This window comes from Adlercreutzia sp. ZJ304, assembly GCF_011039075.1.
Taxonomy (GTDB): Bacteria; Actinomycetota; Coriobacteriia; order Coriobacteriales; family Eggerthellaceae; genus Adlercreutzia_A.
Genome location: NZ_JAAKEG010000003.1, coordinates 23,977 through 50,328 on the forward strand (window position 1 = coordinate 23,977; position 26,352 = coordinate 50,328).

At 48.4% G+C, this 26,352-nt stretch carries 24 protein-coding genes; 23 read left to right on the forward strand and 1 reads right to left on the reverse strand.

Annotated elements, in window-relative coordinates; translation table 11 throughout:
* The first annotated feature begins 23 nt into the window (after positions 1–23).
* From G7Y46_RS01630 to G7Y46_RS01695, 14 genes are all read left to right on the forward strand, one after another.
* Positions 24–344 (forward strand): hypothetical protein, encoded by a 321-nt coding sequence (locus G7Y46_RS01630; RefSeq protein WP_165061788.1) that lies wholly within the window; start codon positions 24–26, stop codon positions 342–344.
* 47 nt (positions 345–391) lie between these two features.
* Entirely contained in the window at positions 392–646 is a 255-nt protein-coding gene (locus tag G7Y46_RS01635) for a chaperone NapD (protein WP_165061791.1), read from the forward strand.
* Positions 647–668: 22 nt separating this feature from the next.
* Positions 669–1,649 carry a 4Fe-4S binding protein gene (locus G7Y46_RS01640; RefSeq protein WP_241157007.1) on the forward strand — a complete coding sequence of 327 codons (981 nt, stop codon included), beginning with the start codon at positions 669–671 and terminating at the stop codon, positions 1,647–1,649.
* A gap of 99 nt (positions 1,650–1,748) precedes the next feature.
* Positions 1,749–2,990: an ammonia-forming cytochrome c nitrite reductase subunit c552 gene (locus G7Y46_RS01645; RefSeq protein WP_165061794.1), complete on the forward strand. Its 1,242-nt coding sequence runs from the start codon at positions 1,749–1,751 to the stop codon at positions 2,988–2,990.
* A gap of 42 nt (positions 2,991–3,032) precedes the next feature.
* Complete coding sequence (locus G7Y46_RS01650) at positions 3,033–3,815, forward strand: cytochrome c3 family protein (RefSeq protein ID WP_241155988.1); 783 nt, start codon at positions 3,033–3,035, stop codon at positions 3,813–3,815.
* A gap of 228 nt (positions 3,816–4,043) precedes the next feature.
* A complete protein-coding gene (locus G7Y46_RS01655) occupies positions 4,044–4,715 on the forward strand; it encodes a cytochrome c maturation protein CcmE (protein WP_241157008.1) in 672 nt (223 codons plus the stop codon).
* An 8-nt stretch (positions 4,716–4,723) separates the two neighbouring features.
* On the forward strand, positions 4,724–6,931 hold the full coding sequence (gene ccsA / locus G7Y46_RS01660; protein ID WP_165251996.1) for a cytochrome c biogenesis protein CcsA: 2,208 nt from the start codon (positions 4,724–4,726) through the stop codon (positions 6,929–6,931).
* A complete protein-coding gene (locus tag G7Y46_RS01665) occupies positions 6,924–7,637 on the forward strand; it encodes an ABC transporter ATP-binding protein (RefSeq protein ID WP_165251998.1) in 714 nt (237 codons plus the stop codon). Before ccsA (G7Y46_RS01660) ends, G7Y46_RS01665 begins: the two co-directional genes overlap by 8 nt.
* Positions 7,634–8,371, forward strand: a complete 738-nt coding sequence (locus G7Y46_RS01670; RefSeq protein ID WP_241157009.1) for a heme exporter protein CcmB — start codon at positions 7,634–7,636, stop codon at positions 8,369–8,371. Before G7Y46_RS01665 ends, G7Y46_RS01670 begins: the two co-directional genes overlap by 4 nt.
* Positions 8,372–8,402: 31 nt before the next feature.
* The gene (gene ccsA / locus G7Y46_RS01675) at positions 8,403–9,176 is read left to right on the forward strand and encodes a cytochrome c biogenesis protein CcsA (RefSeq protein ID WP_165252006.1); all 774 of its coding nucleotides are present in this window, start codon (positions 8,403–8,405) and stop codon (positions 9,174–9,176) included.
* Between the two features lie 42 nt (positions 9,177–9,218).
* Entirely contained in the window at positions 9,219–9,401 is a 183-nt protein-coding gene (locus G7Y46_RS01680) for a CcmD family protein (protein WP_165061839.1), read from the forward strand.
* Between the two features lie 106 nt (positions 9,402–9,507).
* Complete coding sequence (locus G7Y46_RS01685) at positions 9,508–10,242, forward strand: B3/4 domain-containing protein (RefSeq protein WP_165061842.1); 735 nt, start codon at positions 9,508–9,510, stop codon at positions 10,240–10,242.
* A gap of 29 nt (positions 10,243–10,271) precedes the next feature.
* Positions 10,272–10,919 carry an ElyC/SanA/YdcF family protein gene (locus G7Y46_RS01690; protein WP_165252008.1) on the forward strand — a complete coding sequence of 216 codons (648 nt, stop codon included), beginning with the start codon at positions 10,272–10,274 and terminating at the stop codon, positions 10,917–10,919.
* A 129-nt stretch (positions 10,920–11,048) separates the two neighbouring features.
* Positions 11,049–11,969: a 3-phosphoglycerate dehydrogenase gene (locus G7Y46_RS01695; protein ID WP_165252010.1), complete on the forward strand. Its 921-nt coding sequence runs from the start codon at positions 11,049–11,051 to the stop codon at positions 11,967–11,969.
* A gap of 91 nt (positions 11,970–12,060) precedes the next feature.
* On the opposite strand, the gene G7Y46_RS01700 is transcribed toward G7Y46_RS01695, so the two are convergent.
* On the reverse strand, positions 12,061–13,851 hold the full coding sequence (locus G7Y46_RS01700) for a LuxR family transcriptional regulator (RefSeq protein WP_165252012.1): 1,791 nt from the start codon (positions 13,849–13,851) through the stop codon (positions 12,061–12,063).
* A gap of 321 nt (positions 13,852–14,172) precedes the next feature.
* On the opposite strand from G7Y46_RS01700, the gene G7Y46_RS01705 reads away from it, so the two are divergent.
* From G7Y46_RS01705 to tig, 9 genes are all read left to right on the forward strand, one after another.
* Positions 14,173–16,494, forward strand: a complete 2,322-nt coding sequence (locus tag G7Y46_RS01705; protein WP_165252014.1) for a molybdopterin-dependent oxidoreductase — start codon at positions 14,173–14,175, stop codon at positions 16,492–16,494.
* Between the two features lie 20 nt (positions 16,495–16,514).
* Complete coding sequence (locus G7Y46_RS01710) at positions 16,515–16,871, forward strand: oxidoreductase (protein ID WP_165061856.1); 357 nt, start codon at positions 16,515–16,517, stop codon at positions 16,869–16,871.
* Positions 16,872–16,962: 91 nt separating this feature from the next.
* Positions 16,963–17,238: a hypothetical protein gene (locus G7Y46_RS01715; protein WP_165061859.1), complete on the forward strand. Its 276-nt coding sequence runs from the start codon at positions 16,963–16,965 to the stop codon at positions 17,236–17,238.
* 149 nt (positions 17,239–17,387) lie between these two features.
* The gene (locus G7Y46_RS01720; RefSeq protein ID WP_165252016.1) at positions 17,388–17,732 is read left to right on the forward strand and encodes a hypothetical protein; all 345 of its coding nucleotides are present in this window, start codon (positions 17,388–17,390) and stop codon (positions 17,730–17,732) included.
* A gap of 68 nt (positions 17,733–17,800) precedes the next feature.
* On the forward strand, positions 17,801–20,059 hold the full coding sequence (locus tag G7Y46_RS01725) for a leucine-rich repeat domain-containing protein (RefSeq protein WP_165252017.1): 2,259 nt from the start codon (positions 17,801–17,803) through the stop codon (positions 20,057–20,059).
* A 14-nt stretch (positions 20,060–20,073) separates the two neighbouring features.
* Positions 20,074–21,699, forward strand: coding sequence for a VWA-like domain-containing protein (locus G7Y46_RS01730; RefSeq protein ID WP_165252018.1), 1,626 nt, complete (start codon positions 20,074–20,076; stop codon positions 21,697–21,699).
* The gene (locus tag G7Y46_RS01735; RefSeq protein WP_165252019.1) at positions 21,696–24,065 is read left to right on the forward strand and encodes a methyltransferase domain-containing protein; all 2,370 of its coding nucleotides are present in this window, start codon (positions 21,696–21,698) and stop codon (positions 24,063–24,065) included. Before G7Y46_RS01730 ends, G7Y46_RS01735 begins: the two co-directional genes overlap by 4 nt.
* 402 nt (positions 24,066–24,467) lie before the next feature.
* Positions 24,468–24,926, forward strand: coding sequence for a hypothetical protein (locus tag G7Y46_RS01740; RefSeq protein ID WP_165252020.1), 459 nt, complete (start codon positions 24,468–24,470; stop codon positions 24,924–24,926).
* Positions 24,927–25,013: 87 nt separating this feature from the next.
* Positions 25,014–26,321, forward strand: a complete 1,308-nt coding sequence (gene tig, locus G7Y46_RS01745; protein ID WP_165252021.1) for a trigger factor — start codon at positions 25,014–25,016, stop codon at positions 26,319–26,321.
* The last annotated feature ends 31 nt before the right edge of the window (positions 26,322–26,352 follow it).

A 26,352-nucleotide genomic window follows, 5' to 3' on the forward strand; every position in this document is an offset into this window, starting at 1 on the left:
TAAGCCGATAAGGGGTAAGGGAAATGAAGAAGAAAACTATTATCGCGGCGCTTCTGGCAGCAGTTATGTCGGTAAGTGTCGTAGCGGGATGCTCTAGTGGCACACAAAGCGCTGCTAGCGTGTTAGATGGTCAACCAGCACCTATGCCTGCGAACCATAACGGGCGCTACACAGATCTTGGACCTGATGGCTGCTATGGCTGTCATGGCGCAAACGAGAAAGCGAATCCGCAGCTTGTTGGCGCTGTCATAGTTCCTGAAGACCACTATTCTCGGGGAATGTACGCAACTATGAAAATTGATGCCGGCTACAACCAATGCATCACATGTCACCCGCAAGGCTAGCAGTTTTAGCGACCAAGATACAACGATATGTGAAATGAGGGGCTGACATGGTGATCTCATCGCTTGTGATTGAGACTGAACCTAAGAAGACGCGTAGTGTGGAACATGCACTTTCTGCCATGAATGGCGTGGAGGTGCATGAAACACAAGGCGAAAAGCTGATAGTTACGATCGAGGCTGACAGTTCTAACGCATCGCATGAAATCGCAAGTTCATTCATTGGGGTTGATGGTGTAACTGGCATCAGCTTGGTGTACTTGAATTGCGAAGACGAAGCATTGGGTGCGCAGGAAAGCGTCTAGTGCGCGAAGGAGTAGGCTAAGAGTGGCAGAGCAAGAACAATCAAAGGTCGGCAAAAAGGCGAAAGCTAAGTGGACTATCGCACGTAGATGCGTGCAAGTTGCTATGCTTGTCGTATTTTGTCTACCGTTACTCATAGCTGGGTGGAGCCTTTTTGGTGGTTCCATAGGTGAAGATGTTGCGGTTTCAACCCCTGCTCAAGGCATCTTTTTTGGAAGTCTTGCCGCATCGGAGATTGCTGGCATATCTATACTTGACCCATTTGCTACCTTGCAAGCAGCATTGGCTGCAAAAACGTTTTCATTGGGCATGCTGTTAGGCATTCTGCCTGTGCTAATCGTTTATGGCGTAGTGCGTGGTCGCGCATTTTGTGGCTGGGTGTGTCCTGTAAATCTTCTTTGCGAAGGCGTTGACTGGCTTCGCAACAAACTTGGTATCAGCGTTTCTGAGCACGTAATTCCGCGGCAAGCGAAGATATATGTTGCTTTGGGCATTTTGGTACTTTCTGCCATATTTGCATTCCCTGTGTTTGAGGCGTTTTCGCCCATTGCGGCAATCAACAGAGGGCTTCTATTTGGCTCACTTGCCGGAAGCTTTACGCTGATAGCCATCGTTATAGCTGAACTTTTCTGGGCTAAGCGTGTGTGGTGTCGTGCTATATGCCCTGTTGGAGGTCTTTATCAAGTTATCGGTAAAGTGGGGCTTGTAAACGTGCGTATCGATCATGAGAAGTGCATCGATTGCGACGTTTGCAAGAAGGCATGCCTCGCCGATCCCGTAATACTTAATCCGGCACTTGAAGGTGTAGATGTTATCGTGCGCGCGGGCGACTGTATGGCATGCGGTGCATGCGTGGATGCATGCCCTACAGGGGCGCTGCGTATGGGTGTTGGGCGTGCGCGTAAACCGCAAAGCAATCAGAAGGCTAAGTCTGAAGGCAAGGCTTCTGATCTTGCGAACAAAGAGGTTATTGTCGAGACGATCGACGCTGCTTCCGTAGGGTGATGTTCTGCGTAGCAGCGTCGGTATGTCTTGATGACAATAGCAAGGAAGGGCTGCGGTTTTCCGCAGTCAGAAAAAGTGGATGAAAGGAGAGGAGGAAGCATGAGAAAGAGGAAGAAGGCAGGTTTGGCGATTGCATCTATTAGTGCGATCGCATTGGTGGTCGGACTTGCGGCATGTGCGCCGCAGGCTAACACGACTGGCTCCTTCGAATCCGAGAACATGCCAGCCGAAGATCAATTCGGTGTCGTTGAAGCGGCGGAATGGGCAGGGCTCTACCCCGATCAATACGACACGTACATGAAGAATCTCGAGAATTCGCCGCAGTCTGGGAAGCATAACTACCTAGAGCTGTATCCGGCGCTCAATACCATGTACAAAGGCTACGCATTTGCGCTCGGCTACGATGAGGCATCGTCGCATCTCTACACGTTAGAGAGCGTCAAGAACACGCCGCGTACCGTCAAAAAAGAGCAGCTTGCGAACTGCATTACGTGTAAGACACCGCAGTTCACAGCTCTTGTGAATGCTGATGGCGACGAGGTTTATAAGCAGAAGTTCAACGATTTGATTGGCGATTTTACCGAGCCGGTTAGTTGCTACAATTGTCACACAAACGATCCGAAGTCGCTCAGTCTGCCAAATAAGTACTGGACTAACAGTATTGGTAAAGACATCGACAGGATTCAGATGAGCGCGCAGGTTTGCGGTCAGTGCCACAACGAGTACTACTTCAATCCCGAGACGAAGGCAACGACAAACCCATACAGTGGGCTTGCGGGCATGACTCCCGACGCTATTCTGAAGTACTACGACGACATGGGCTTTACGGATTGGACACATCCCGAGACAGAAGCCAAGATGATCAAGGTGCAGCACCCCGAGTTCGAGACGAACTATGGTGGAAAAATGTCACCGATGGCAAAGCAGGGTTATGCGTGTGCCGATTGCCATATGGGCACATCGGTAGACGACACGGGGGCTACGTTCACGAACCACAATTGGACGAATCCTACCCAGAACCCCGAGCTAATAGAGTCCAACTGCTCGACATGCCATGATGACATTACTGCTAAGGTTAGTGCCATTCAAGCGCAGGAAGAAGAGCGCGTGACGGCAATCAGCGAGAAGATTGCGAAATACGTTGGCGAGCTGGCGGCAAAGAAGGGTTCGCTTGACGCTGCCACCCTTGAGCGTGCACAGTACATTCAACGTGCGGCACAGTTCTACTGGGATTTTGTGATGGTTGAAAACAGCGAAGGCGCACATAACTCCGAGCTAACATGGAGCACACTTGACAAGTCCGAGGCGCTCGTAGATGAGGGCCTCGCGCTCCTTGCGTAAGCGAAGCCGAAACGGACATCGATTACAGAAAGGAGGTAGCACATGAGCGAGGATAACAAGAAGGTGAACGAAGGCGTAAATGAGACATCGGAAGAGGCTGTGGCTAACACCGTTGTTGTAAATGAAGGTGCAGATGCTTCACCAGAGAACAAGACTGAAGCTGCTCCTGCAGCACCGAATTCTAAGGCTGCAAAGCGTCGCAAGCGCGGTATCACGATAGGTGTTATCTGTGCGATAGTTATAGTTGCTGGTGCAGGCTTTTGGGTGTGGCACGAGCAACCTAGCTTCTGCAATGCTATATGTCACTCGCCGATGGACCCGGCGCTTGAAACCTACGAGGGCAAAAGTGGCGAATCTGGCGTTGACAAATGGGGCAACTCAGTTGAAGACATGGGCACCCTTATGGTAGTTCAACATAAGGAAAGTGCTGACATGGTGTGCCTTGATTGCCATGTACCTACCATCGATCAGCAGATGGGTGAGGTGGTGCATTGGGTTGGTGGCACATACGACTACCCGCTTAACGAGTGCTCTTTGACCGACCTTAACGCATACAGGAAACTGCCGAACGCGGATGAGTTCTGTCTGAACGAAGGCTGCCACAACATGACGCGTGACGATTTAGCGCGCGCCACGGGCGGTCAGAAGTATAATCCGCATGTTACTATCGCGGATCACAGACAGCTTGAGTGCAGCGATTGTCACAAGGCTCATCGTCAGTCGGTAATGGCTTGCACGCGTTGTCACGACGAGGCGAAAGTTCCAGAAGGCTGGCTGTCGGCGGAGCAGTCCGCAGAGATTACCAGCGCGAACTTCAACTCTTAGTACGGAAGCTATTTTTAGCTTATTTGAAAAGGCGGCATCATTTTAGATGTCGCCTTTTTAGTGGTTTGTCGGGCTTGGCGAAATTGTCATGCAAATTTCGATACAACTGTCGCTTTCCAATAGTCTTCGGGCTGGGTTAGTCTATCATGAAGGAAAAACATCCTTTCACGGGCATTTTTATGCAAGATTTGTATCGAATGAAGCCAATTCATCTATTTGAAAGTGGGCGTGATTCTGATTAACGCGAAGATGAAAAAACGTCTGATTGCTGTATCTGGCGTAGTTGTGATAGCCATTGTGTTGGCATTGGCATTTGTGGGTTCTGGTACTGCTGCGAAGACTATGTCAGTAGCCGAAGCTGCAGAGAATCCGCAGGCTGGTCAAAAGGTTCAAGTTTCGGGCAATGTTGTACCGAACTCTTACGACACTTCGAAAAACGTTCTAACATTCAAGATATACGATCCAAATGGTTCGCCCGAACAGCAGTTATCCGTGCGTTATGAAGGTGCGGCTGCATCTACGTTCGGAAACGACGTGACTGCCATATGCACGGGGCGCATCGGCGATGACGGAACCCTGATGTGTACCGAGCTTGTGACGAAATGCCCATCCAAGTATGAAAATGCCGACAGTGCACTTACGGTAGAGCGCCTTTTAGAATACGGCAATGAGGTTACTGGTAAAGTTGTTAAGGTTGCTGGAGAAATTGAGCCAGATACGATGAAGGCTGCGGGGCAATCAGAACGTTTCTACATTAAAGGCAACGGAGAATCTCGCATTGCTGTGGTATTTGATGGACCGCTGTCTGATGAAATTGTCAGCGGTGCACGTGTCGTTCTAACAGGATCGGTTGACGAGTCTGGTAAATTCCAAGCGACTGATGTCGCATTAGAAGGTTAGGCGCTTTTATGTCTATAGTCGGTCTGCTCGGTATACTTGTAGCTTTCGCTGCTTGCGTGGTTTCCTTGCTGTGCTTGGGAATAGCGCATGTTCAACATTTACGCATAGACAAGGCATCAGCTGGTTCGGCTGAAGCTGCGCGTGCGCGTTCCGTATCCGACACGCTGGCATTTGGAGGTCGCTTGGCAGCTATAGTGGCTGCTTGCGCACTCACTTTGTGCTGCGCCGTGCTTGTATGGTGCTTTTTCTCAGGCGATGTAACGCTTGATTACGTTGTTCGCAATCGTTCTGACGCTACGGGTGAGTTGGCTTGGCTTTTCAAGCTGGCTGGTCTTTGGGCTGGTCGTGCAGGTAGTTTGCTATTTTGGGCATGGCTTATCTCGGTGTTTGGTGTCATATTAGTGTTTGCTACTCGCAAAAATATCCGTCCTCTCGACAACGGAGCGCTGGCTATTGCGCAGCTAGTGCTTGTGGCATTTGTAGGAGTGCTGCTGTTCTCGCCCGATAACATGCCGTTTGCTCTTCTCGACCCAGCATACTTCGACGAAAATGGTCAGCTTAAAGCTCAGGCATCTGTATTAGGTATGAATACGCTGCTTGAACATTGGGCTATGGCTATTCATCCGCCTACGCTATTTATCGGATATGCTGGTCTGACCATTCCATTTGCATACGCCATTTCTGCGCTTATAGTAAACGACGATTCCGATGCGTGGGTTTGCGCCTCTACGCCTTATCTCATGTTTTCGTGGCTACTGCTAGGAGCCGGAATAGGGCTTGGTGCGGTGTGGGCTTATGTTGTGCTCGGCTGGGGCGGCTATTGGGGCTGGGACCCGGTTGAGAACGCCAGTCTTCTGCCTTGGCTTGTCGGTGTGGCTTTAATCCATTCATTTACGGTTTATCGCCAGCGCGGTGCATTCAAGCGCTGGTCGGTCATGTGCGCTTGTATCACTTTTTCGTTTGTGGTGCTGGGAACGTTTATAACAAGAAGTGGCATTGTGCAATCAGTGCATGCTTTCGAAGGCGATTCTGTATCGCTTGTGCTGTTTGCGGTGCTTATCGTGGCATCATTGGCTGCAGGTGCAGTTGGGCTTATTGTGCGGCACAAGAGTTTCGGTGTTTCGACAACTAATAAGTCTGACACTCTTAAAGCTGCCTCTGTCTCTGCTCCGATTAAAGAAGCGAAGGAAGATGATATAGAGTCGCTAGTCTCTCGCGATGCGGCATATTACGTAAACAATCTCGTTATGGTGGCATTCGCCGTTCTACTAGCCTACATGACTGTTTCATCTGCCCTGCCATCATTTTTGCCATTTGGAGGTCAATCTTTATCGGCAGGAACATACAACGCTATTGCGCGTCCGCTTGGAGTACTCTACTGCGCGCTAATTGCTGTATGTCCTCTGCTCGGATGGAGGCGCACGCAAGGCAAGGCATTCTTTAAGAATGCGCTTATTCCGGGTGTATGTGCGTTGGTTGTGTTCGCAGTTCTTATGGCATACTTCTGCACCTATTTACTTCCAAGCTACGAGGCTATATTGGCTGGTGGAGGAAGTGCTGCGGAAGGACTGCTTGAGCAAGGAGCACCCGCATACTATAACGCTATAGCGGTAGTGGGGCTCTTAGTAGCCAGTTTGCTGTTCTTCAATTCGGTATTTATGCTTGTAAAAGCGCTTCGCAAAGGTAGCGCGCTGCGCCCTAGGCTTTCGCGCATTGGCGGAGCAATTGCGCATGCAGCTATGGGTATTATTCTTGTCGGACTTATAGGCTCGTCCATGTACGTGACTGAGACTAATCAATATCTTCAGTACGATGCCGATACCAAATCCGCCGAAACGCTTAAAATACAGGATTTTGAACTTGTCTACACTGGTGAAGATGTTTTCGAATCTGACAATGGCGACGATGTTGACTATGTGGTACATTTTGATGTCTATAGAGGCGGACAATACGTTGGAAGTGTGTCACCTGCTGTGCAAATGGTGAAGTCAACGCAGCAACAGAAACTTGAGGCTAGTGTTATAGGCTTTCCTCTGGAAGACCTATTCGTGGTCTATCGCGGCATGAGCGCCGATGGCGAGTATGCGATGGATGTGCGAGTAAATCCGTTAATCAGCTTCGTGTGGGTTGGTTTTGGTCTTCTTATGTTGGGAAGTTTGCTGGCTCTTTTTGCTAGGCGCACACGTCGGGCAGAAGTGGATACAGCGCATGCCTGATGCTATCCGGGTAGAGGGCGTTTGTAAGACCTTCGGAACACGAAAGGCTGTCGATGATATCAGCTTCGTGCTTCCCGAAGGTGCATTTCTTACTATTTTTGGACCAAACGGTGCGGGCAAAACCACTTTGCTATCTATGCTTTCCACTCTTTCGCGACCAAGTAAGGGCACAATTTATATATGCGGAATTGATGCGAAGGAGGAATCCGAATCCGTTCGCGCCTCTATTGGTGTGGTTTCGCATAGCTCTATGCTCTATCCCGATCTTACGGCAGAGGAAAACCTTGTGCTGTATGGTCGTCTTTATGGTGTGCCCGATGTGAAAAATCGCGCGGTCAACTTATTAGATGCGGTTGGGCTCAAACATAGAAGGCTAGATCAGGTGCGCACGTTTTCGCGCGGAATGATTCAGCGTGTATCTATTGCCCGCGCGTTAATGAACGACCCTAGGGTTGTGTTGTTTGACGAGCCTTATTCTGGGCTAGACCCGCACGCTACTCAGGTGTTTGACAACTTGATATCAGATGTTCGCAAAGACCGCACGTTTGTCATGGTTAGCCACGACCTAAAGAAGGGAATGCAGCTTGCCGATCATGTGCTCTTGATGGCGCGCGGGCGTGCAGTATGTTTTGGTCGTAAAGATAAGTTAGAGCCAGATGAACTTAACCATCTGTATGAGCAGACGATCGGGGGCGGTGTTGCATGAGCCGCACGACCGATACACCATTGAAGGTTGAACGTAAGCATCCGTCTTCTTTTTCGCAGTACAAGGTGCTGCTTACTAAGGATTTGCTTCGCGAGGTTCGCACGAAAGAAATGCTTGTGTCGATGGGTGTCTATGCTCTGCTCGTAATTGTTGTATTTGGCGTGGCACTCGGATTCGCTGCCCCGGGAACCGATTTTCTGGAAGTCTCAGGCGGTCTTTTATGGGTAATGGTAGTGTTCACTTCGCTGCTTGGTTTGAATCGTTCGTTTTCGGTCGAGAAAGAGTGTGGGTGTTTAGAAGGTCTGCTGCTTGCGCCGATGGATCGAGGTGTAATCTTTCTAGCAAAGGCTACTTCTAACCTAATCTTTTTGCTTATTGTTGAAGTTATTGCGGTGCCGCTTTTCTGGCTATTCTTCTCATCTGTTGCCTTGCCAGCAGAAACCGCGCCGCTAATCGCGCTTCCGCTGCTTGTGGGTTCGGTAGGTATTGCAGGCGTAGGAACGCTTTTGTCAACCATTACTACTAATGTCAAAGGCAAAGATGTAATGCTGGCGCTATTGTTTATCCCCGTCGTATTTCCGCTGCTGTATGCTTGTGTGGCTGCTACTGTAGCAGTTCTTGTCGGGGGCGATGTTATGGCTGAATCGTTTGCCACACCGCTTGCGCTGGCAGCATTATACGATGTGGTAATGATACTTATAAGTTGGTTCCTTTACGATTTCGTCGTGTCATAATCGGGCTGTTGTTGCTCGGGAGGGGTGGACTATGGCAGATTCGAAAAAGCGGACAGCGCACAAACTGCCTGAAGCTGGGCAGTGGCCAGATGTGCTTTCACCATGGGTGATTGTGGCTGGCATTATATTAACTACACTCGGGTTTCTTATGGCATTTTTTGTGGTGCCGCCCGTCAGTGGAGCCACAGTGAACGGAGCTGAACTTGTTGGTGACACGGTAGTTTCTAACAAGTTGCTCATGTCGCAGAAGATTTTCTATTTCCATATGCCGGTGGCTATAACGTCGTTTGCGGCACTTGCATTTGCAGCTTATTACTGCGTAAGGTTCCTTATTACACGCGAACTCCGATTCGACACTTGTGCGCGCATTGCGATGGAAGTGGCGCTGCTATTCACTGTAATGACTATGATTACAGGCGAGATGTGGACGCGTTTCGAATGGGGAGTATGGTGGACATGGGATCCGCGCCTTACCACTTATCTTATCTTGATGTTAATTGTGATTGCCTACATCGTGCTTCGAAATATGGTCGATGATCCTATTAGGCGTGCCGCTTTCGCATCGGTTGTGGGTGTGATTGCATTTATAGACGTGCCAATTTGCTTTATGGTTACTCGTCTTATTCCGTCGTCGGTGCATCCGGTGGTCACGCGCGCAGGTGGTATGACACCCGAGATGGGGCTTTGTATAGCACTTGTTGGAGTTGGCATGATGTGTGTGGCATTCGCTTTGTACAGGGCGCGCTTTCGGCAGGTAAGATTCGCGGAACGAGTGGATGCGCTGAAGGAAAGACTTGATGATTAGCTTGTATAAGTGGCAGCCTTTTGCTGAGAAAGGGAATACAAAATGAACCCCGTTTTGGAAGAAATATATAGCACGATAATTCCGTCCGCACCGTATCTGATTGCAGCTTATGCGCTGCTATGGGTTGCGCTGCTTGTCTACATTCTGATAATTGTGCGCGGTCAGAAGCGCGCCGAGAAACAGCTCGAACTCATCGAAGAAGATGTTAAGGGTCGGACGCTTTGAAATACTTTGTTTGTGTCGGATGTTAGGATTCGCCCTCTGATATGGGTTTTGTTGTTAAAATTCGTACAGCAATAACAGTGTTTAGCAACAAAAGAACGGAGCGATTATGAAGCAATTTATAGCAGAGGATTCATTCTGGGAACTTTTCCCCGATGCTCAAATTGGTATAGTCGTTGCGCATGGAATGAAGGCAGATAATAAGCTAACGGAAGATAAGAAAAAGGAATTGAGTAAGCTTCTTGCAGAGGCGAATCATAAAGCTGATCAGCATTTAGAATCCAATACGATCTCGCAGAATAAGGTGGTATCTGTTTGGCGAGATGCTTTTCAGAAGTTCAAAACCAAGAAAGGCGCTAGATGCTCAATTGAGAATCTTCTCAAGCGAGTATTAAAAGGCAATCCTGTTCAAAGTATCAACCCTGTTGTTGATGTATACAACACCGTATCTTTAACTTACGCCCTGCCAGTAGGCGGTGAAGATATCGATTCAATTGAGGGAAACCTCCGGTTGCGCATAACTGAAGGAGGCGATGCCTTCAAGCCTTTAGGGGAAGATGAAGATGCTCCAACTTTGGAAGGCGAGCTTTGCTATATGGACGATGCTGGCGCGGTTTGCCGTTGTTGGAACTGGCGGGATGGAGTACGCACCGCACTTTCCGATGATTCCCAAAAAGCATTTCTAATCATAGAATCGGTAGATCCTTCTCGTGCAGCCGATCTTAGTGCCGCATTAGAACAGCTTGCAGATATGGTGAAAGAGTATTTAGATGCTGATATTTTCGCGAAAGAAATTATTACATCTAAGAACAGGAGCATGATAATAGACGATATGTCATCCTGATGCGTCATACATGCTGATATGCTGGGCAGATGAAAAAGGTTATAAGAAATATACTTATATCTGTGCTAGTAATTTGCGTTGTAGTTTTTGCTATCTTTTTTGGAATAAGTCAATACGTGGTGAATTCTACTCGCGACAATGTGCACACCATTGCTCAGATAGAAGAATCGGGAGAACATGTAGACGCCATTTTGGTGTTAGGTGCTAGCGTATATGTTGATGGCACTCCGTCTGATATTCTCGCAGATCGTCTAGAAGTGGCATGCGATCTTTATTTTGCTGATGTTGCTCCTGCAATAATCGTATCGGGAGACAACACAGATTCCCACTATAACGAATCGGATGCCATGAAAGATTACTGCGTGGAATTAGGAGTGCCTGCTGGCAACATTTATGTGGATCATGCGGGTTATGACACGTATGCCTCTGTCTGGCGCGCTAAGTATGTTTATGGGGCACAAAGCGTGGTTATAGTTACGCAGGCATATCATCTTTACAGAGCGCTTTCTATAGCTGAGGGGCTTGATATGCGGGCACTGGGAGTTGCGGCAGATAAGGGAGAATACAACAATCAAACAATGTATAGCATGCGCGAAAACGTGGCGCGTGTAAAAGATTTTTTCCAAACGCTTTTTCATGTTGAACCGGCGGATGTAGTTCAGCCTATAAAGCGCTAATGCGGCAATTTCGGCAATTTCGCCGTTTGGACGTTTGAACATTTGCAATAGCGAAATTTTTGCTGTTTGGTGCCCGTTTTTCGCTCAAAAGTATAAACTCAAACAACTAAGTACGTCGAAAGGAATGTAATGTATAAAGTACATTGTCTGAATAATATTTCAGCAAAAGGGTTAGATCTTCTAACCGACGAATACGAGCTTGTGGACGATCCGACACAGGCTGATGTTTTCCTAGTGCGTTCTGCAAATATGCACGAAATGGATATTCCGGCTAATTTGAAGGCTGTGGCGCGCGCGGGTGCTGGTGTTAACAACATTCCGCTGGAAGCGCTGGCTGAAGCTGGTATCCCGGTATTCAATACCCCCGGTGCAAACGCCAATGCCGTAAAAGAGCTGGTGCTGGCAGGTATGCTTCTAGCAAGCCGTGACATTGTGGGTGGCATTGAGTGGGTGCGCGAAAATGCCGACGATCCAAATGTGGGCAAGGCAGCAGAAAAGGCTAAGAAGGCATTTGCAGGTGGCGAAATAAGCGGTAAAACGCTAGGTGTTATCGGTCTTGGCGCTATAGGAAAGCTGGTTGTTCCGGCTGCTCAAGCGCTAGGCATGAAAGTTGTTGGTTATGATCCGTTCATGGACGCACAAAAAGCAGCTGCAATTTCAGCTGATATGCGCTTCACTGCCGATTTGGACGATTTGCTGGGTGCATCTGACTTCATAACTATTCATGTACCTGCTACTGATAGCACTCGCGGTATGATAGATGCGCATGCCATAAATCAGATGAAAGACGGTGCTGTATTCCTGAATTTCTCGCGCGATGTGTTGGTTGATGATGCTGCTATGACGGAAGCTTTGCAGTCTGGCAAGATTCGTCACTACGTTACCGATTTCGCAAATCCGGCTGTGGTAAAAATGGAGAACGCTATTGTATTGCCGCATTTGGGTGCATCTACCGAGGAAGCAGAAGATAATTGTGCAATTATGGCAGTGCAAGAAATTATGGAATACCTATCAACTGGCAAGAAAACGCACTGTGTAAATATAAAGTAGAGCTAACAGAGCAGCTTTAGATATGCAAAGGTGTGCAGGCTGGTATGCAGGGTATGCGAACCGGTGTGCACACCTTTAATTTTGCGCTAGATTAGAATCCGTGATACAAGACTTCTTCTTCAAGATACGCAGCGTCTGCATCCATTTTTGATTCAGCTGTGCTAGAAGCTGCGTGCGGACGCGGCCTATCTTCCACCATAGTTAATAATTCTTGCTGTGTATGTATATTTAGCTTCTTATATATATGATTGATGTGCGTTTTTGCGGTGCTTTTTGATACGCACAACTTTTCCTCAATAAAGACTGCTTTATGCCCCTTTGCCAGCAAGAACAGCACTTCCGTTTCGCGACGGCTTAGTAAATACTGGTCGGCAATTTGCGTGCATCGTTTGTAGAAACTGCCTTTTTGACGCTGAGGCTTCTTAGATGCAGCAGCTGTTTCATTAGATGAATTCAATGATTCGGATGAATCCAGATTATCTGTAGAACCTGTCGTTGCCAATTTAGTCTCGGAATCTTCCATGTCAAAATCGTCTGGATGATTTGGGTTGGCAGCATCGGCCTGCTCGTCGGTGGTGGCAGTTCCGTGCGCTGCGGCGCTATCTAGTACCATCTGGTTCAGCTTTGTGGCATCTTCCACAAAGTCTGTGTTTAGCATACGTAAAACATTGCGTTTGCGTGGCATAAATGCACCGGCAATCATCAGACAAATAATGGATGCCATAGCTAGCCCTGTCCATCGCAAGTTGGTCCATTCGTCGTATACCCCGATGCGCATCGTAATTAACGATCCAGCAACTACACCTGCTATAAGAAGACCGCAGCCTATGCCAAACACGAAAATTGGCGACAGTCTAAATTCTTGCGCCATATCTGAAAACAACACCCAAAGCAGCGTAAGAAAAACACTAAACCCTAGCGCTAGTAGAAAAATGGCGCTCAATTGATAAGCGCTGTTAAACAGTGTAACTCCTAGCATTCCTATGCCCACAATAGGAAGCATAAAACGAAATAGGGTGTCCCAGTGTGCTTCATTTTTCAGAAGTCCTACTGCGGTGATAAAAAGAATAGCGCACAAGGCACATGCGGCTCCCACCAATAGATTGCCAGCCATATCCGGTGTGCAGAATGCGCTGTGTATGCATATGCTGCCAATAACCCATAGAGAAATGCCGAATATAAACATAGGAACGCCCAATTGCAGCAAAAATTTAAGTCGGCTTACGCGCAGCGCGTGGAATATAGGCATTTCACGCCGTCTGTAATAGGGAATTGGTGTCAAATGCCACAGCACAATTGCGGTTATTAACACAAGTGCTATTTCAATTGAAATGGAAATTACGGCGGGTATCCAGTTAACAAGTGCAATTGAAATTACAAGACCTATTACCATGCCGAAAGCCGAATTCAAGGTAATGGTCGTAAATTCATATCTTGCGAATGCAGTACACCACAAGCAAGTTAATACACCCGACCCTATGCCGGCTAGTAGGCTTCCTAGGCAGGCGATAGTTATGCTGGCGTTTGCTGTGTCTAACATACCGCATAATGCCAACATTGCCGTACCGACAATGCATAGTATTCCCGACAATATAAGCACATTGCGACCAACGTAAAATCTTAGGAAATATTGATTAGTTAACCCCATCCATAGTAGGCAAATTGCAAGTGCACATATATATGCAAGGTGGATGGTTATGGTTACATCGTTGGAAACAGAAGCTAAAAATGCGTTGTCGCGCATTAATAGCATGGGCATACCAAACGGTGCCGAAAAAACCCATGCAATGAAAGCAGCAAGCCCTACTCCTAGCGCTGAAAGATCACCAGAAGTTTCAGCGCTGTTAGAATTACGACCGAAACTTAAAGTTATATGTGGCAAGTTGAAAACCCCAATTCAACCTGAAGCATTAGTACCCAATAAAAGCATCTGAACAGGCATTATATAGTTGAACATCATAAAAATCAACCTGTCGGGTTGATGCTAAATTTTCGAAAAACAAATCAGAGGTACGACGTAAAAATCCATTCGTATATTAAGTTGATAGCAGCCGTTAACACGGTGTCTTATTTACGGCTTCAAGCGAATGCTTTTTAGCTAGGGATAAAAAGCATTAGTGTCTCAAGACATAGACCACTGTTAAGAGGCAGGCTTGTAGTTTTGGTTCCATTAAGTAATGGAGACGTGAGAAAGAAGGAAAGAATGGCATACGGTAAAGAATGGCGTGTCGAGCGTTCTGACGGCACCGTCGCTACCCGCTCCAACACTTGGTCGCCCCCGGGATCTCACCCGGTAGGGTATGGCGTTAAGGTTATTACCAAGGATGGCGAGCTTATCCGCATCGAGGGTGACGACGACAACCCAATTACTACGGGTCGTGTGAACGCTATGAATTTGGCGCTGCGCGAGTACACCTATGCGCCTTCACGCATCATTCACCCGATGAAGCGTGCTATTGAGGATCGCGGCAAGGATAAGTGGGAGCAGACCACTTGGGACGAAGCTATCGACACCATCTGCGAGAAGGTTCGTTACTTCCAGAACACCTATGGTCCCGAGTCCATCGTTTGCTTTGGCGGCACCGGTCGTGAAGCTTGCATCTTCTACTATGCTCTAACGTTCTCGGTTCTGCAGTCACCTAACTGCTGCTACACGCAGTCTGGTTGGTCTTGCTATGGTCCGCGTTGCTCTATCTCTGACTATGTGCTTGGCGCTGGCTATCCTGAGCTTGACTATGCTGGTCATCTGCCCGGCAGCTATCATGACCCGGCTTACACTCTGTCTAAGTGGGTTGTGGTTTGGGGTAAAGAGCCTCTGCCTTCCAACGGTGACGGCTTCTTTGGTCACTGCCTAGTTGACATGATGAAGCTTGGCACTCATATCATTTCTGTTGACCCGCGTATCACTTGGGTTGGCGCACATGATGGCAACATCAACCTGCAGGTTCGTCCTCAGACCGACACCGCTCTGGCTCTGGGCATCATGAACCTCATGTTCGAGAACGACGAGTACGACAAAGAATTCGCTGAGAAGTGGATTTATGGTCTTGATGAGGTCAAGGCTCGTGCAGCTGAGTACCCGGTTGACAAGGTTGCTGCTATTACTACTGTTCCTGCTGAGGACATCAAGCGTGCTGCTCACATCATCGGCACCGAGCGTCCTATCGGTTGGGCATGGGGTCTAGCATTCGACCAGAACAAGAACGGCGTACAGCTGTCTCAGGCATTCATCGTTCTGGCTGCTCTGGCTGGCTCTATCGACCGTCCTGGTGGTCTAACTCTTGGTCCTCCGTCTGCTCTGCTTGGCAAGTGGCGTATGAACCAGCGTGGCGCTATGAGCGACGAAGTTTGGGAGAAGCGTATCGGCGCTGCTGCATGGCCCGGACTGTCCACTGGTATGGCTACAACTCAGCCTGACGAAACTCTGAACACCATGGAATCTGACGAGCCCTATGCTCTGAAGATGGGTTGGTTCAACAGCTCCAACTTCCTAACCCCAACCTGCTCCGCTCAGCCGAAGCGTTGGCACAAGGCTCTGCAGAAGCTAGAGTTTGTTGTTATCCAAGATCTAACCATGACCCCGACAGCTATGGCTGTTGGCGACTACTTCCTGCCGATGGCTACATGGGCAGAGCACACCGGTATCGTGCTTACCCACTATGGCCGCAACACCGTGTTCATGGGCCCCATGAACAAGGCTCTGCAGGTTGGCGAGTGCGTATCTGACGTTCAGATCTGCTTGCTGTTCGGTCAGCGTTTGAACCCCGAGTGGTATCCGTGGTACAAGCCGGCTGACGAGCATCATGTTGATTGGGATCTGCTCGAGCAGGCTACCCAAGACTTCTACAGCGATCAGCTGAAGGAACTTGGCTACGACTGGAATAGCTTCCAAGAGCTCGGCATTTATCAGCCTGGTGCACATGGCTTCGAGTATGAGAAGTATGAGAAGGGTCTGCTCCGCTTCGACGGCGAGCCCGGCTTTAACACCATTACTGGCCAAATCGAAGCTTACTCGATTCTTTATGAATCATGGGGCGAGGATCCGCTACCTTACTACGAGGAGCCCAACTACAGCCCCTACAGCGACCTGCGTACCGACGAAGAGAAGAAGCAATATCCGCTTATCACCACGTCTGGTTCTCGTCGCTACAGCTCGTTCCACTCAGAGCATCGTCATGTTCCGTCTCTACGTCAGATCGATCCGTGGCCGTGGGTACAGATCAATCCTGAGACTGCTAAGGAATATGACATCACTGAGGGCGACTGGGTTGAGGTCTACAACATGTTTGGTGAGGCTCGCTTCAAGGCAGAAATCACTCCAGTTATGAAGCCGGGCATTCTGAACTGCGCTCATGGTTGGTGGTTCCCTGAGCAGGACGGCGAAGAGCCCAACCTGTTCGGTGTTTGGAAGTCCAACTTCAACAGCCTTGTTCCTCACATGAATATCGGCAAGCTCGGCTTCGGCGCACCGTACAAGGGTGTTATGTGCAACGCTCGCCGTGTTCGCAGCCTCGACCAAGACTAACTCGAAAGGAAGTGAATTAAATGGCACAGAAATACGCTTTGCTAGTTGATTACACGTACTTCTCTGGCAATCATGCAGCCGAGATCGCTTGCAAAGAAGAGCTAGGCCTTCCTCTCGAGCAGTGGGGTATCAAAGAGGTTCAGGTCGGTCCTTTCAAGAAGGGTGAAGGGAACGACGGTGACGCTTGGGAATGGTTCTACATCCCTTGCCCAACCTCTATCTTCTCCGAGCACTGGGGAACTGACGGCGACAAAGCTGGTCAGCGTCCGTTAGCTGTTCAAGTTGAAGAGTCTGCCTCTATGTACTATGGTACGCTCGAGGAAATGCAGGCCAAGATGGCGGAATTCGACCGCCCGATGGTTCTGTTCCAGCTCTAAAGTTCTTTAGGCATTGTTTGGCACCTTCGGTTAGATTTTGAAATATAATTCGTAATCGAAGGTGCCGCATTGAGGACCGTAGGAGGTCAAGATGACCAAAGAAGAGTTTTTGGCGATGCCCGCAAATGAAGCCGCTGATAAGCTGAACGAGCTTATCGCTGGTGGCAAGTCTAAGGACGAGGCTCTGGCTGAATGTGGGGTTGCTGCTCCTGACCTGATGAAGGCTCAGATTTTTTGGGTAAAGGATAAGTATATTGCTCGCGCTTGGGGTGGCTACACTTCAACCAAGCGTACCGGCAACGAAGCTAATGACACTGGCATCGGTGTTGGCGATAGCGATCCTTCCAAGGGCTACGTTGGCGTGTAAGCGTTTTATTTAGCTCATTACTTTAGGGGTTCGTCTTTTGGCGAACCCCTTTTTTATAGACATTTAAGAATAGATAGTGAAATGCGTGGTAAATAGCTTTCTAGCTGGTATAATTTCAATAAAACGTGCACCGATACGGAGGTTTGTTTATGGCAACCGAGGAAGAAATTTTAGCCGAGATAGAAGAACTAGGTCGTCTAACTGAAGAGCAAGAAGACATCTTGTATAACATATCTTTGAAACAGGATGAACTTGGTCGCGAGTCTACAAATATACTGTTGGAAAAAGTGGTCGATAGCCCTGTTTATCAACCGATGATAGATCGTGAATATCTGACATACGATGTATTCAATCATGGCAGCAAACATGAAATAGCATGTCTTTATGTAACGCTTAAAGGTATTCGCTATTGCATCTTGCATGCCGATGAATTATCGCGGCGGCGCAAACTGAATCCTGCTGGTGCTCCTTGGGATAGCACTCCTGTTGCGTAACTAGTTTGTGGGGGCGCACGACGGACGCGCTGCTTGGAAACATAACCAAACCCGACAGAAGGCAAGAAATGGGTGTTAGCCTAGGTGTCGATCTTAGCGACCTAGATGTTTGCTTTGGTGGTTTTTCGCCTACTTTAATGGGTGATGAAATACAGGCTCTAGCTAAAGCTGAAGAATCGGAAGAACGTCTTCGTAAGCGCAGGGCTGTGTTGGAACGTGCGGCTGCTGTAGAGGCTGCACGTGCGTCTGAAATGTGGGAACATACCGATTCTCAGGGAAATGTCTGGAATTACGTTGTTTTAGACGGCACAGAAGTGCGGCTTGAACGCTGCATAAAGTTAGCAAACGCTAATCTGAAAGTGCCTGCGATCGTTGAAGAAAAACCTGTTGCGGCACTTGCAGATGACGTGTGCGCTAATCTTGCCAACTTGCATTCTGTGGAGCTGCCAGATTCTATAGTGTCTATTGGGTATTGCGCATTCAGAAATTGTGCCGAATTGCGTTGTGCAGTTCTGCCAACTGATGTAACTGAATACGACTCTGGATGGTTTAGAAACTGTCAGCGACTGGAAGACTTAACGCTGCCGGGTCGATTAGATCGCCTAAACCCCAATGTTTTCGATAACGCAAATATAAAACGTTTGCACATAGGTGTTGGTACTAGGGAAATATATCCCGGAACTTTCGGTAAAGGAAATTTATCTGAAATAGATATTGACACGCAAAATCCTTATTTAGAAACCGACGGCATAGCTATATATACGAAGAACAGGCTTGGACTTGTGGCGGTTGCGTTAAAAGTGCAAAGCTATGAAGTAGACGCAAATTGTGTGGCTATTGGGCGCAAAGCCATGAATGGAATGAGCGAACTGCGAAGTGTGCACTTGCCAGAAGGCATAAGCGCCATAGGTGAACATGCTTTTGCGCATACGCAGTTGCGTAAATTTGTGGCACCTAATGCGCTTCGCGAAATATTAGAGCGTGCTTTTTTCGATTGTCCGGAATTGTACGAAGTTCGATTAAACGATGGTTTACAGCATATAGGGAAACATGCTTTTACAAGAACTGCAATTCGCGAATTGCAACTTCCTGCGTCTATCGATCATATTGGGCATCCCATTACGGATGGGACGCATATAATCTATGCGGGCGAGCATGCCTCGTTTGGCATTAAAGTCGGCGCGAAGTTAAAAATAGATAAGCAAGGGGCACTCCTTCGCGAGTGCGCTGATGGAATGCATTTAGAATGGCTGATAGACCCCGATGCGCATTATCTGAAAGTTCCAGAGGGCGTTGTTTGTATAGATGAACGGGCGCTTTTGAATCATAAATGTATTGAAGAGGTGGAACTGGCATCATCTGTGCGCGAAATAGGAAGCGCTGCGTTTAAGGGTTGCGCCAACTTGCAACGCGTGGTGCTGCACGAAGGTTTGCAGCGCATAGGCAGCGATGCTTTTTTGGATACAGCAATAGAGTCTCTTTACATTCCTGAGACGCTGGAAAGTATAGGCACAATGGCGCTTGTAACGCAGGGTGCACATAGCGGCAGAGCGGCAACAAGTTTGCGAAAAGTTAGTGTTAGCGCTAAGAACCCGCATTTCCGCATAGAAAGCGGAATGCTTTTGACGGCATTAGGCGACGGAAAATGGCAAGTTGTGCACTATATGGACGAACAGCCTAATGTTGCCATTCCGCATTGCGTTGTAGAAATTGCTCCATATGCGTTTAGTGGGGCAAGCAATTTGTGCGAATTGCGCATGGATAGCAGCCTAGTAGATATCGGCATACGTGCTTTTGCTGTCAATTGTTTGGTTCGCTTACTTTATATAGACATGGCAGAAGCGTTAGAAGGGCACAGTTCATTCGAAATACGTTTCCCAGATACAGACCGCGGTCAACACCAGCAATTTGTAGCTTTTACGTCTGTTGGCGGCTTTAGCATACCAACTTTGCTGGAGCACTACGATAATGCAATTGCGAATACCAGCAATTTTGACGCAGTACAAAGCGGTGATGGACTTAATCTTTATGAACAAGCCACGCGAATTTTAGAGCGCTTGCGCGACCCGGTGTTTTTAACGGATGTAAACAGGCAAATGCTAGAGCGCATTTTGCGGCAGCATCTTTTCGATATTTGCATTGCAGTTGCCAAGCATGATGACAGAGCGGCGATAGACGCACTAGTGGATTTAGGGTATCTGAATGCCAGCAATATAAGCGCGGCAATAGATAAAGTTGGTGCTGTGCAAGATGCCGCTATGACCGGATATATGCTAGAAGTACGGCGTTGCCGCTTTGGGCGCGCCGAGCTAGATTTCGACTTGTAGAAATGTGGGGCGCTATGATAGATGCTGTTGACGAAAAGTTACGCCGCCGCGCAGAAGAAGACCGGCTAGCTGCAGACATATTGGAGGAATGTCGCGTTCAGCTGATGCTAAAGTTCCGCTTTCTAGATTTGGCGCTTTGGCGAATGTCGCTTCAGCCGGTGCGGGCTGGCGGTGCGTATCCGCTGGCTACGAACGGGCACATAGTGGCGCTTGAGGCTTTGCGTGTTATAGCCAGATTCAATCAGTCGTTCAATGAAGTTGTGCGCGACTACTTGCATATGGTTCTACACTGCATATTTAGGCATCCGTACAACGCCGATCATAAAGACCGCGAGGCGTGGAATTTAACTTGCGACATTATTGTTGAAAGTGTGGCTATGGATATGTGCGCTGGTCGCTTTTCCAGCGAAGACGATACGGCGCGCAAAGAGGCGCTAAGCAAGATTAGGCTAATGGCGGGCGACATGCTGCCGGGAAAAGTATATTCGCTTGTTCATAATATGGTGCAAACTCCTGCGGGGCAGCAGTATCGCGGGCTTGGGCGTAGCACCCTAAATGAATGGCATGCGCTGTTTGAGCGCGACGAACATGCTGCTTGGCCCGCTATGGGCGATACGGACAATAAATCCGTTGAGAATGTTCCGGAAAAATATTCAGAGGATGAAAGCAGTAATAATGAACAAGCTGCATCTTCTGTTGAAGAATTGCTAAATGCCGAGCAGCTTCCTGAAAGCATGCGCGAGCAGATGCAAGATCTAGAAAGTCGCGGGGAAGACGAGGGAAGCGAAGGTGGCGGCGAAGACGACTCTGCTGAAACCGAATTGGCTGCAGAGCAGATGCCTTATTCGCACGAAGATCAAGGCGCAGATCCTATGGGCAATTTCCAAGATAATGAAGAGCGAGAAGATGACGCAAAGGAATGGGAAGAAATAAGCAAGCAAATAGCGATGAATTTGGACACTTTTAGCAAGGAGTGGGGCGAAGAGACAAATAGCTTCATGCAAAATTTATCGCTTGTTAACCGCAAACAGTACGACTACTCCGAATTTTTGCGGCAATTTATGGTGCAAAACGAAGAAATACTAGTAAACCCCGATGAGTTTGACTATGTCTATTACACCTACGGGATAGATTTGTATGGAAATATGCCGCTAATTGAGCCGCTGGAATATAAGGAAACCGACCGTATTCGCGATTTTGTTATAGCGATAGACACGTCGGAGTCGGTTAAGGGCGATTTGGTGCGTCGTTTTGTGCAACATACTTTCGACATTCTGAAAAGTTCGCAAGACTATGCGACCGATGTAAACATACATGTAATACAAAGCGATTCTCGCTTGCAGGAGGATATGGTTATACGCGATATGCGCGATGTTGATGCGCTGATGGAGCGCTTTAAGGTGCGTGGTTTTGGTGGAACCGATTTTCGCCCTGTGTTTGACTATGTGCAGGGCATGCGCGACTCCGGCAAGCTTACCGATATGCGCGGATTGATATATTTTACAGATGGGCTGGGCACATTCCCGGATGCTCCGCCCGATTTTGATGCAGCGTTTGTTTTTGTGGAAGATGAGGCGCGCGAAATTCCTGCCGTGCCGCCTTGGGCAATTAAGCTAGTTGTAAAGGAAGAGACGTTATGATGAACATCACTCAGGCGAAGCAGCAAATTAAAGATACGGTAGAGGCGTATTTGCAGCGCGATGAAGCTGGCGTTTTCGCCATAGCGCCTGTACATCAGCGTCCTGTGTTTTTGCTGGGTGCGCCGGGAATTGGCAAAACTGCCATTATGGAGCAAGTGGCGCGCGAACTGGGAATTGGTTTGGTGTCTTACTCTATGACGCACCACACGCGCCAAAGTGCTCTAGGTTTGCCGCGCATTGAGCGCCGCAGCTTTGAGGGCTTAGATTTTGAAGCATCGGAATATACGATGAGCGAAATAGTGGCTGCAATATACGACTATATGGAGCGTACTGGGCTTAGAAGCGGCATTCTGTTTTTGGATGAAATTAACTGCGTTTCCGAAACGCTGTATCCGTCTATGCTGCAATTCTTGCAATTCAAAACGTTTGGCAAGCATAAGGTGCCGGCGGGTTGGGTTGTTGTGTGCGCGGGCAATCCGCCGGAATACAACCGTAGTGTGCACGAATTTGACATAGTAACGCTTGACCGTCTTCGCGAAATAGATGTGCAACCCGACTATAGTGCGTGGCGCGAATATGCTGTGGGACGGGGTCTGCATCCGGCTGTTACCACTTTTTTGGAAGCGAAGAAAGATTGCTTCTATAAGGTTGAGAGCAAGCCAGGCGGTGGTAAGTCGTTTGTGACGGCGCGTGGTTGGGAAGATTTAGCTGACCTTATTGCGCTGTACGAGCGCATGGAAAAGCCCGTCGATCGCGATTTGTTCGAGCAGTTCTTGCGCGATGATGAGGTATGCGATCAATTCAGTGTGTACTATGCGCTGTTCCAAAAGTATCGCAGCGATTATCAGGTAGATTCCATTTTGGCAGGCGAAGCTAGCGATACTATTCGCGCACGGGCGCGTGACGCTGCATTTGACGAGCGAGTAGCGCTTTTAGGTCTGCTGTTTGATGCGCTTGGCGACAGTTGTGCTGACACGTTGCAGCTGGAAGATGTTTGCATGCGTTTGCGAGATGTTCTGCGTGAAGCTAAGCCGGAACTGTTAGATGGGGCTTCCGCTGATGAGGCGCTTGGTGGGCGAATTGCGCATATTGAATCTGACCTTGCCCGTCGAGAAGATGCTGGTACGGTATCGATTTCTGAAATAAAACGCGAGCGATTGGTTATAGGAATACTGAAGGCGTTTTTGGCTGAGTGCGTATTGCAGCAGACTCCAAGTGGTCAAGCAGCTTTTCGCACTATAGAGGCTGCATACAAAGCAGAAGTAGCGAAAGTTCAGCCGGCGATAAATGAGGCTAGCGCCAAGATGGATCGCGCTTTTGAATTTGTTGATGGCACAATGGGCAATCGCGAAATGCTGGTGTTTTTGGCAGAACTGACTACGCGGCGTGCTACTACTCAATTTGTATCGCACTACGGAAACGATATGTATTACAAGTTCAACGAAAATTTGCAGGTTGATGCTTCGCGTGCAGGGCTATATGACAGAGTGGAAAAATTAAACAATCTGGATGAGGGCGATGCTGAGGCTGCCAAGCCTGCTGCAGCCACCGGACCTGCTGAAGTTGCCAAGCCTGTTGCAGCCGCCGGGGCTACCGAAGTTGCCAAGCCTGTTGTAGCCACCGGGGCTGCCACACAAGCAGTTTCCGCTTCTGTATCTAAATCTTCCACAGACACGGCTGCGCTGGCGGAGCACTACGCCAACAAAGAATTCGAATATGGCTTTGCGTCGGTATGTAAAATGCTGCTTCCCGCAAGCGAATTGAAAGGCAAGCGCGTGTTAGATGTAGGCAGTAGGCGCGGGCGCGGGGTGTACAAGCTAAGCAGCATGGTCGGCAACGAAGGTCATGCGATTGGCATAGATTGGAGTCCGTCTTATGTGCAGGAATCTATTGATGGCATGAGCCGCGCTTGGCACGATAGCGGGCTTAAGGGCAACAATATGGAATTTCACGTGGCTTACCCGGAGGATTTAATTTCTGCGGGAATTGGCACGTCTACGATAGATGCCGTGTACATAAATAATGTTGTAACTCTGTTGTACGATCAGCAGCAGGCATTGCGTGAATTTGGGCGCGTGTTGAAGCCGGGCGGGCTGTTAATACTGGAAACGGTGTTTGCCGACCGCAGCCGCAATGAAGCTGTCGTGGAAGCCGCGCGTGAAATTGGCAACAGCATTCAGGCTGCACACACTGAAGCTGAAAACTTGGCATGGTTAGAAGCTGCTGGTTTTGACACGCCAAGTATTGAAGATGAATACGAGGTAGCTGCCAATTTAGGATACAAAGCAGGTGAAACTGTAGATACCGTTTTAGATGATGAAGACGTGCACTATAAAGCGGTAAGTTTATACGTGCGTAAAAAATAGACAGCAAAGATGACAGGGCGGGGAGGCAGCACTTAGCTTGAAAAGCGATTAAACATGTGTAATCCAAAAAATCAATTGCATAACGCCCGATTACGTACTTATGGAAGGTTTTCCCACAAAAATGGTCAAAACTTCCAGCTTTTCACAGTCAGAAAGGGCAAATAGCTCTCATTGGTGCGTCGCCAAATGCTGTTTGCCCAGTGTCCTCCACAATTCAGTTAAGCAATTCGGTCTTTCGACTGTGGAAAGTCGAACTTTTTGACCATTTTTGTCAATTTATTTTCCTCGCACGATTTAGGGGATGACATTAACTCCGCTGTCATCTCCCCTAAACAAGCTAGACGATTGAGATTCGCGTATATATGATGCAATGTAGCGATTTTTTGAGAAAAGAGGTGCCTGATGGGTTCGTATGAGAAAGAACAAGAGCTAATAGCTGAGGGTAAAGCGCAGCGTGGACAGACGGCGCTGGACTATTTTGCCGAATTGGATGCAGCGTTGCCCGAGGAAGCCTCGCGCCTGTCGCATCGCCCAGATTACAGCAAGACGCTGTTTGCGCCCGAAAATGACGACGTGTATCGCGAATTTTGCGCTTACGTCGATTTGCCCGAGCCGCGCTTTTTCGACGCAATAGAAAACCCTATGCAAGTAGATGGGCACACAGCGGCTGAAATCTATTTCGCTATGAAAAGCAGCAATGATCGCATAATACAAATAGATGGCGCTGCCGTTTATAACATGATGATTAACTTGCGCAATAAACCCGAAATATATAACAAGGTGCTTAAATTTCGCCCAACGTGCTATCAGGCAGGTTGTGGTGCAAAAGATGCAGCATTTGATGCCGGTTATTACGATTAACTTTAACTATGCAGCAGTCTTGTAATGCCTAATGATGGTATGTGTGAGATACTATCTTGAGCAGAAATTTTCAAGTTAGGAGCTGTTTTGCAGGTTAAGGATATTGCTCGAGAAGATGATGGCACCCAGCAAGAAGCGGTGCTTACTATAGTCGCGTCTGCTGATGAAGTGAAGGCGGCAACTGATGAATTCTTCAAACAGATAAGCCAGCGCGAAATACCGGGCTTTCGGAAAGGTAAAGCTCCTCGTGCGGTGCTGGAGCAGCAGGTAGGCGGGCACGCGAATGCTATGGGCGGCGTGGCTGAGGTTCTTATTAACGAGAATGCGTTTGCCGCAATTGATGGCACGGGTGTCATATTTTTGGATGAGCCTTCGTTTAATGTTGATGAAGTACCCGAAGAAGGTGCGACTTTTACGTTCACCGTTTCGGGACCAGTTGCACCAGTAATGCAACTTACAAGCTATGATCCGGTTGCTATAGAAATGCCTTCCGAAGAAGTTACGGAAGACGATGTAGAGCAGCAAATAAAACAGATACAAGACCACTATCATACATTCCAAGATATAGAAGATGCTGATCATACTGCTGAAATGGGCGACTATGTGCGAGCAGTTATGACTATATCGAAGAACGCTGATGGCAGATTGGTGTCGGGTATACGCAATACCAAGCGCATGATTGGCTTGGGCGAGGGCACTATGCCGAAATCCTTTGACGAAAGACTGATCGGTGCGAAAGCTGGCGACGATTTAGAGTTCGATTTTGAGGCGAAGAATGCGGACGGCACATCCGACTATGGCGATGGCGACCTTCATGCAGAAGTGCATATAGAGGGCTTTCGCAAGATGGTTCTTCCCGAATTGGATGATGCGTTTGCGGCAAAGTTGGGTTGCGCCGACATGGAAGACCTGCGTAAGCAAATGCGCACAAATATAGGCATGCAGAAGGCACAAGAGCTTCCCAAACTAAAGGTTGACCGCGCTATTGATGCAGCCACACAGCGCTTAGATGGCGAGGTGCCTGATTATTTTGTAGATTTCGTTCGTCAGGATGTCGGGCATGAATTCATGCAGAATTTGAAAGAGCAAGGGGTAGATCTGCAGCAGTGGATGCTGCAGAATTCTGTAGATGGCGACGCTATGAAAGAAGATATTGCACGCGAAGCCGAGCGCAGAGCTGCTATAGACTGCACGCTAGAGGCTATATTTGCGCACAATAACTGGGAAATAACCGATGCCGATATAGATGAATTATTCGAAGGCGAGAAGGATGCACAGGCTACGCGCAAATCTTGGGAGGATGCGAATCGCACAGCTGATTTGTACAAGATGGCACGCAGATCTAAGGCGGCTCAATGGCTTGCCGATACAGCAGAGGTAACAGTTGTTGAATAGCCCTAGCGGATATTTGCTAAGCGATCATACA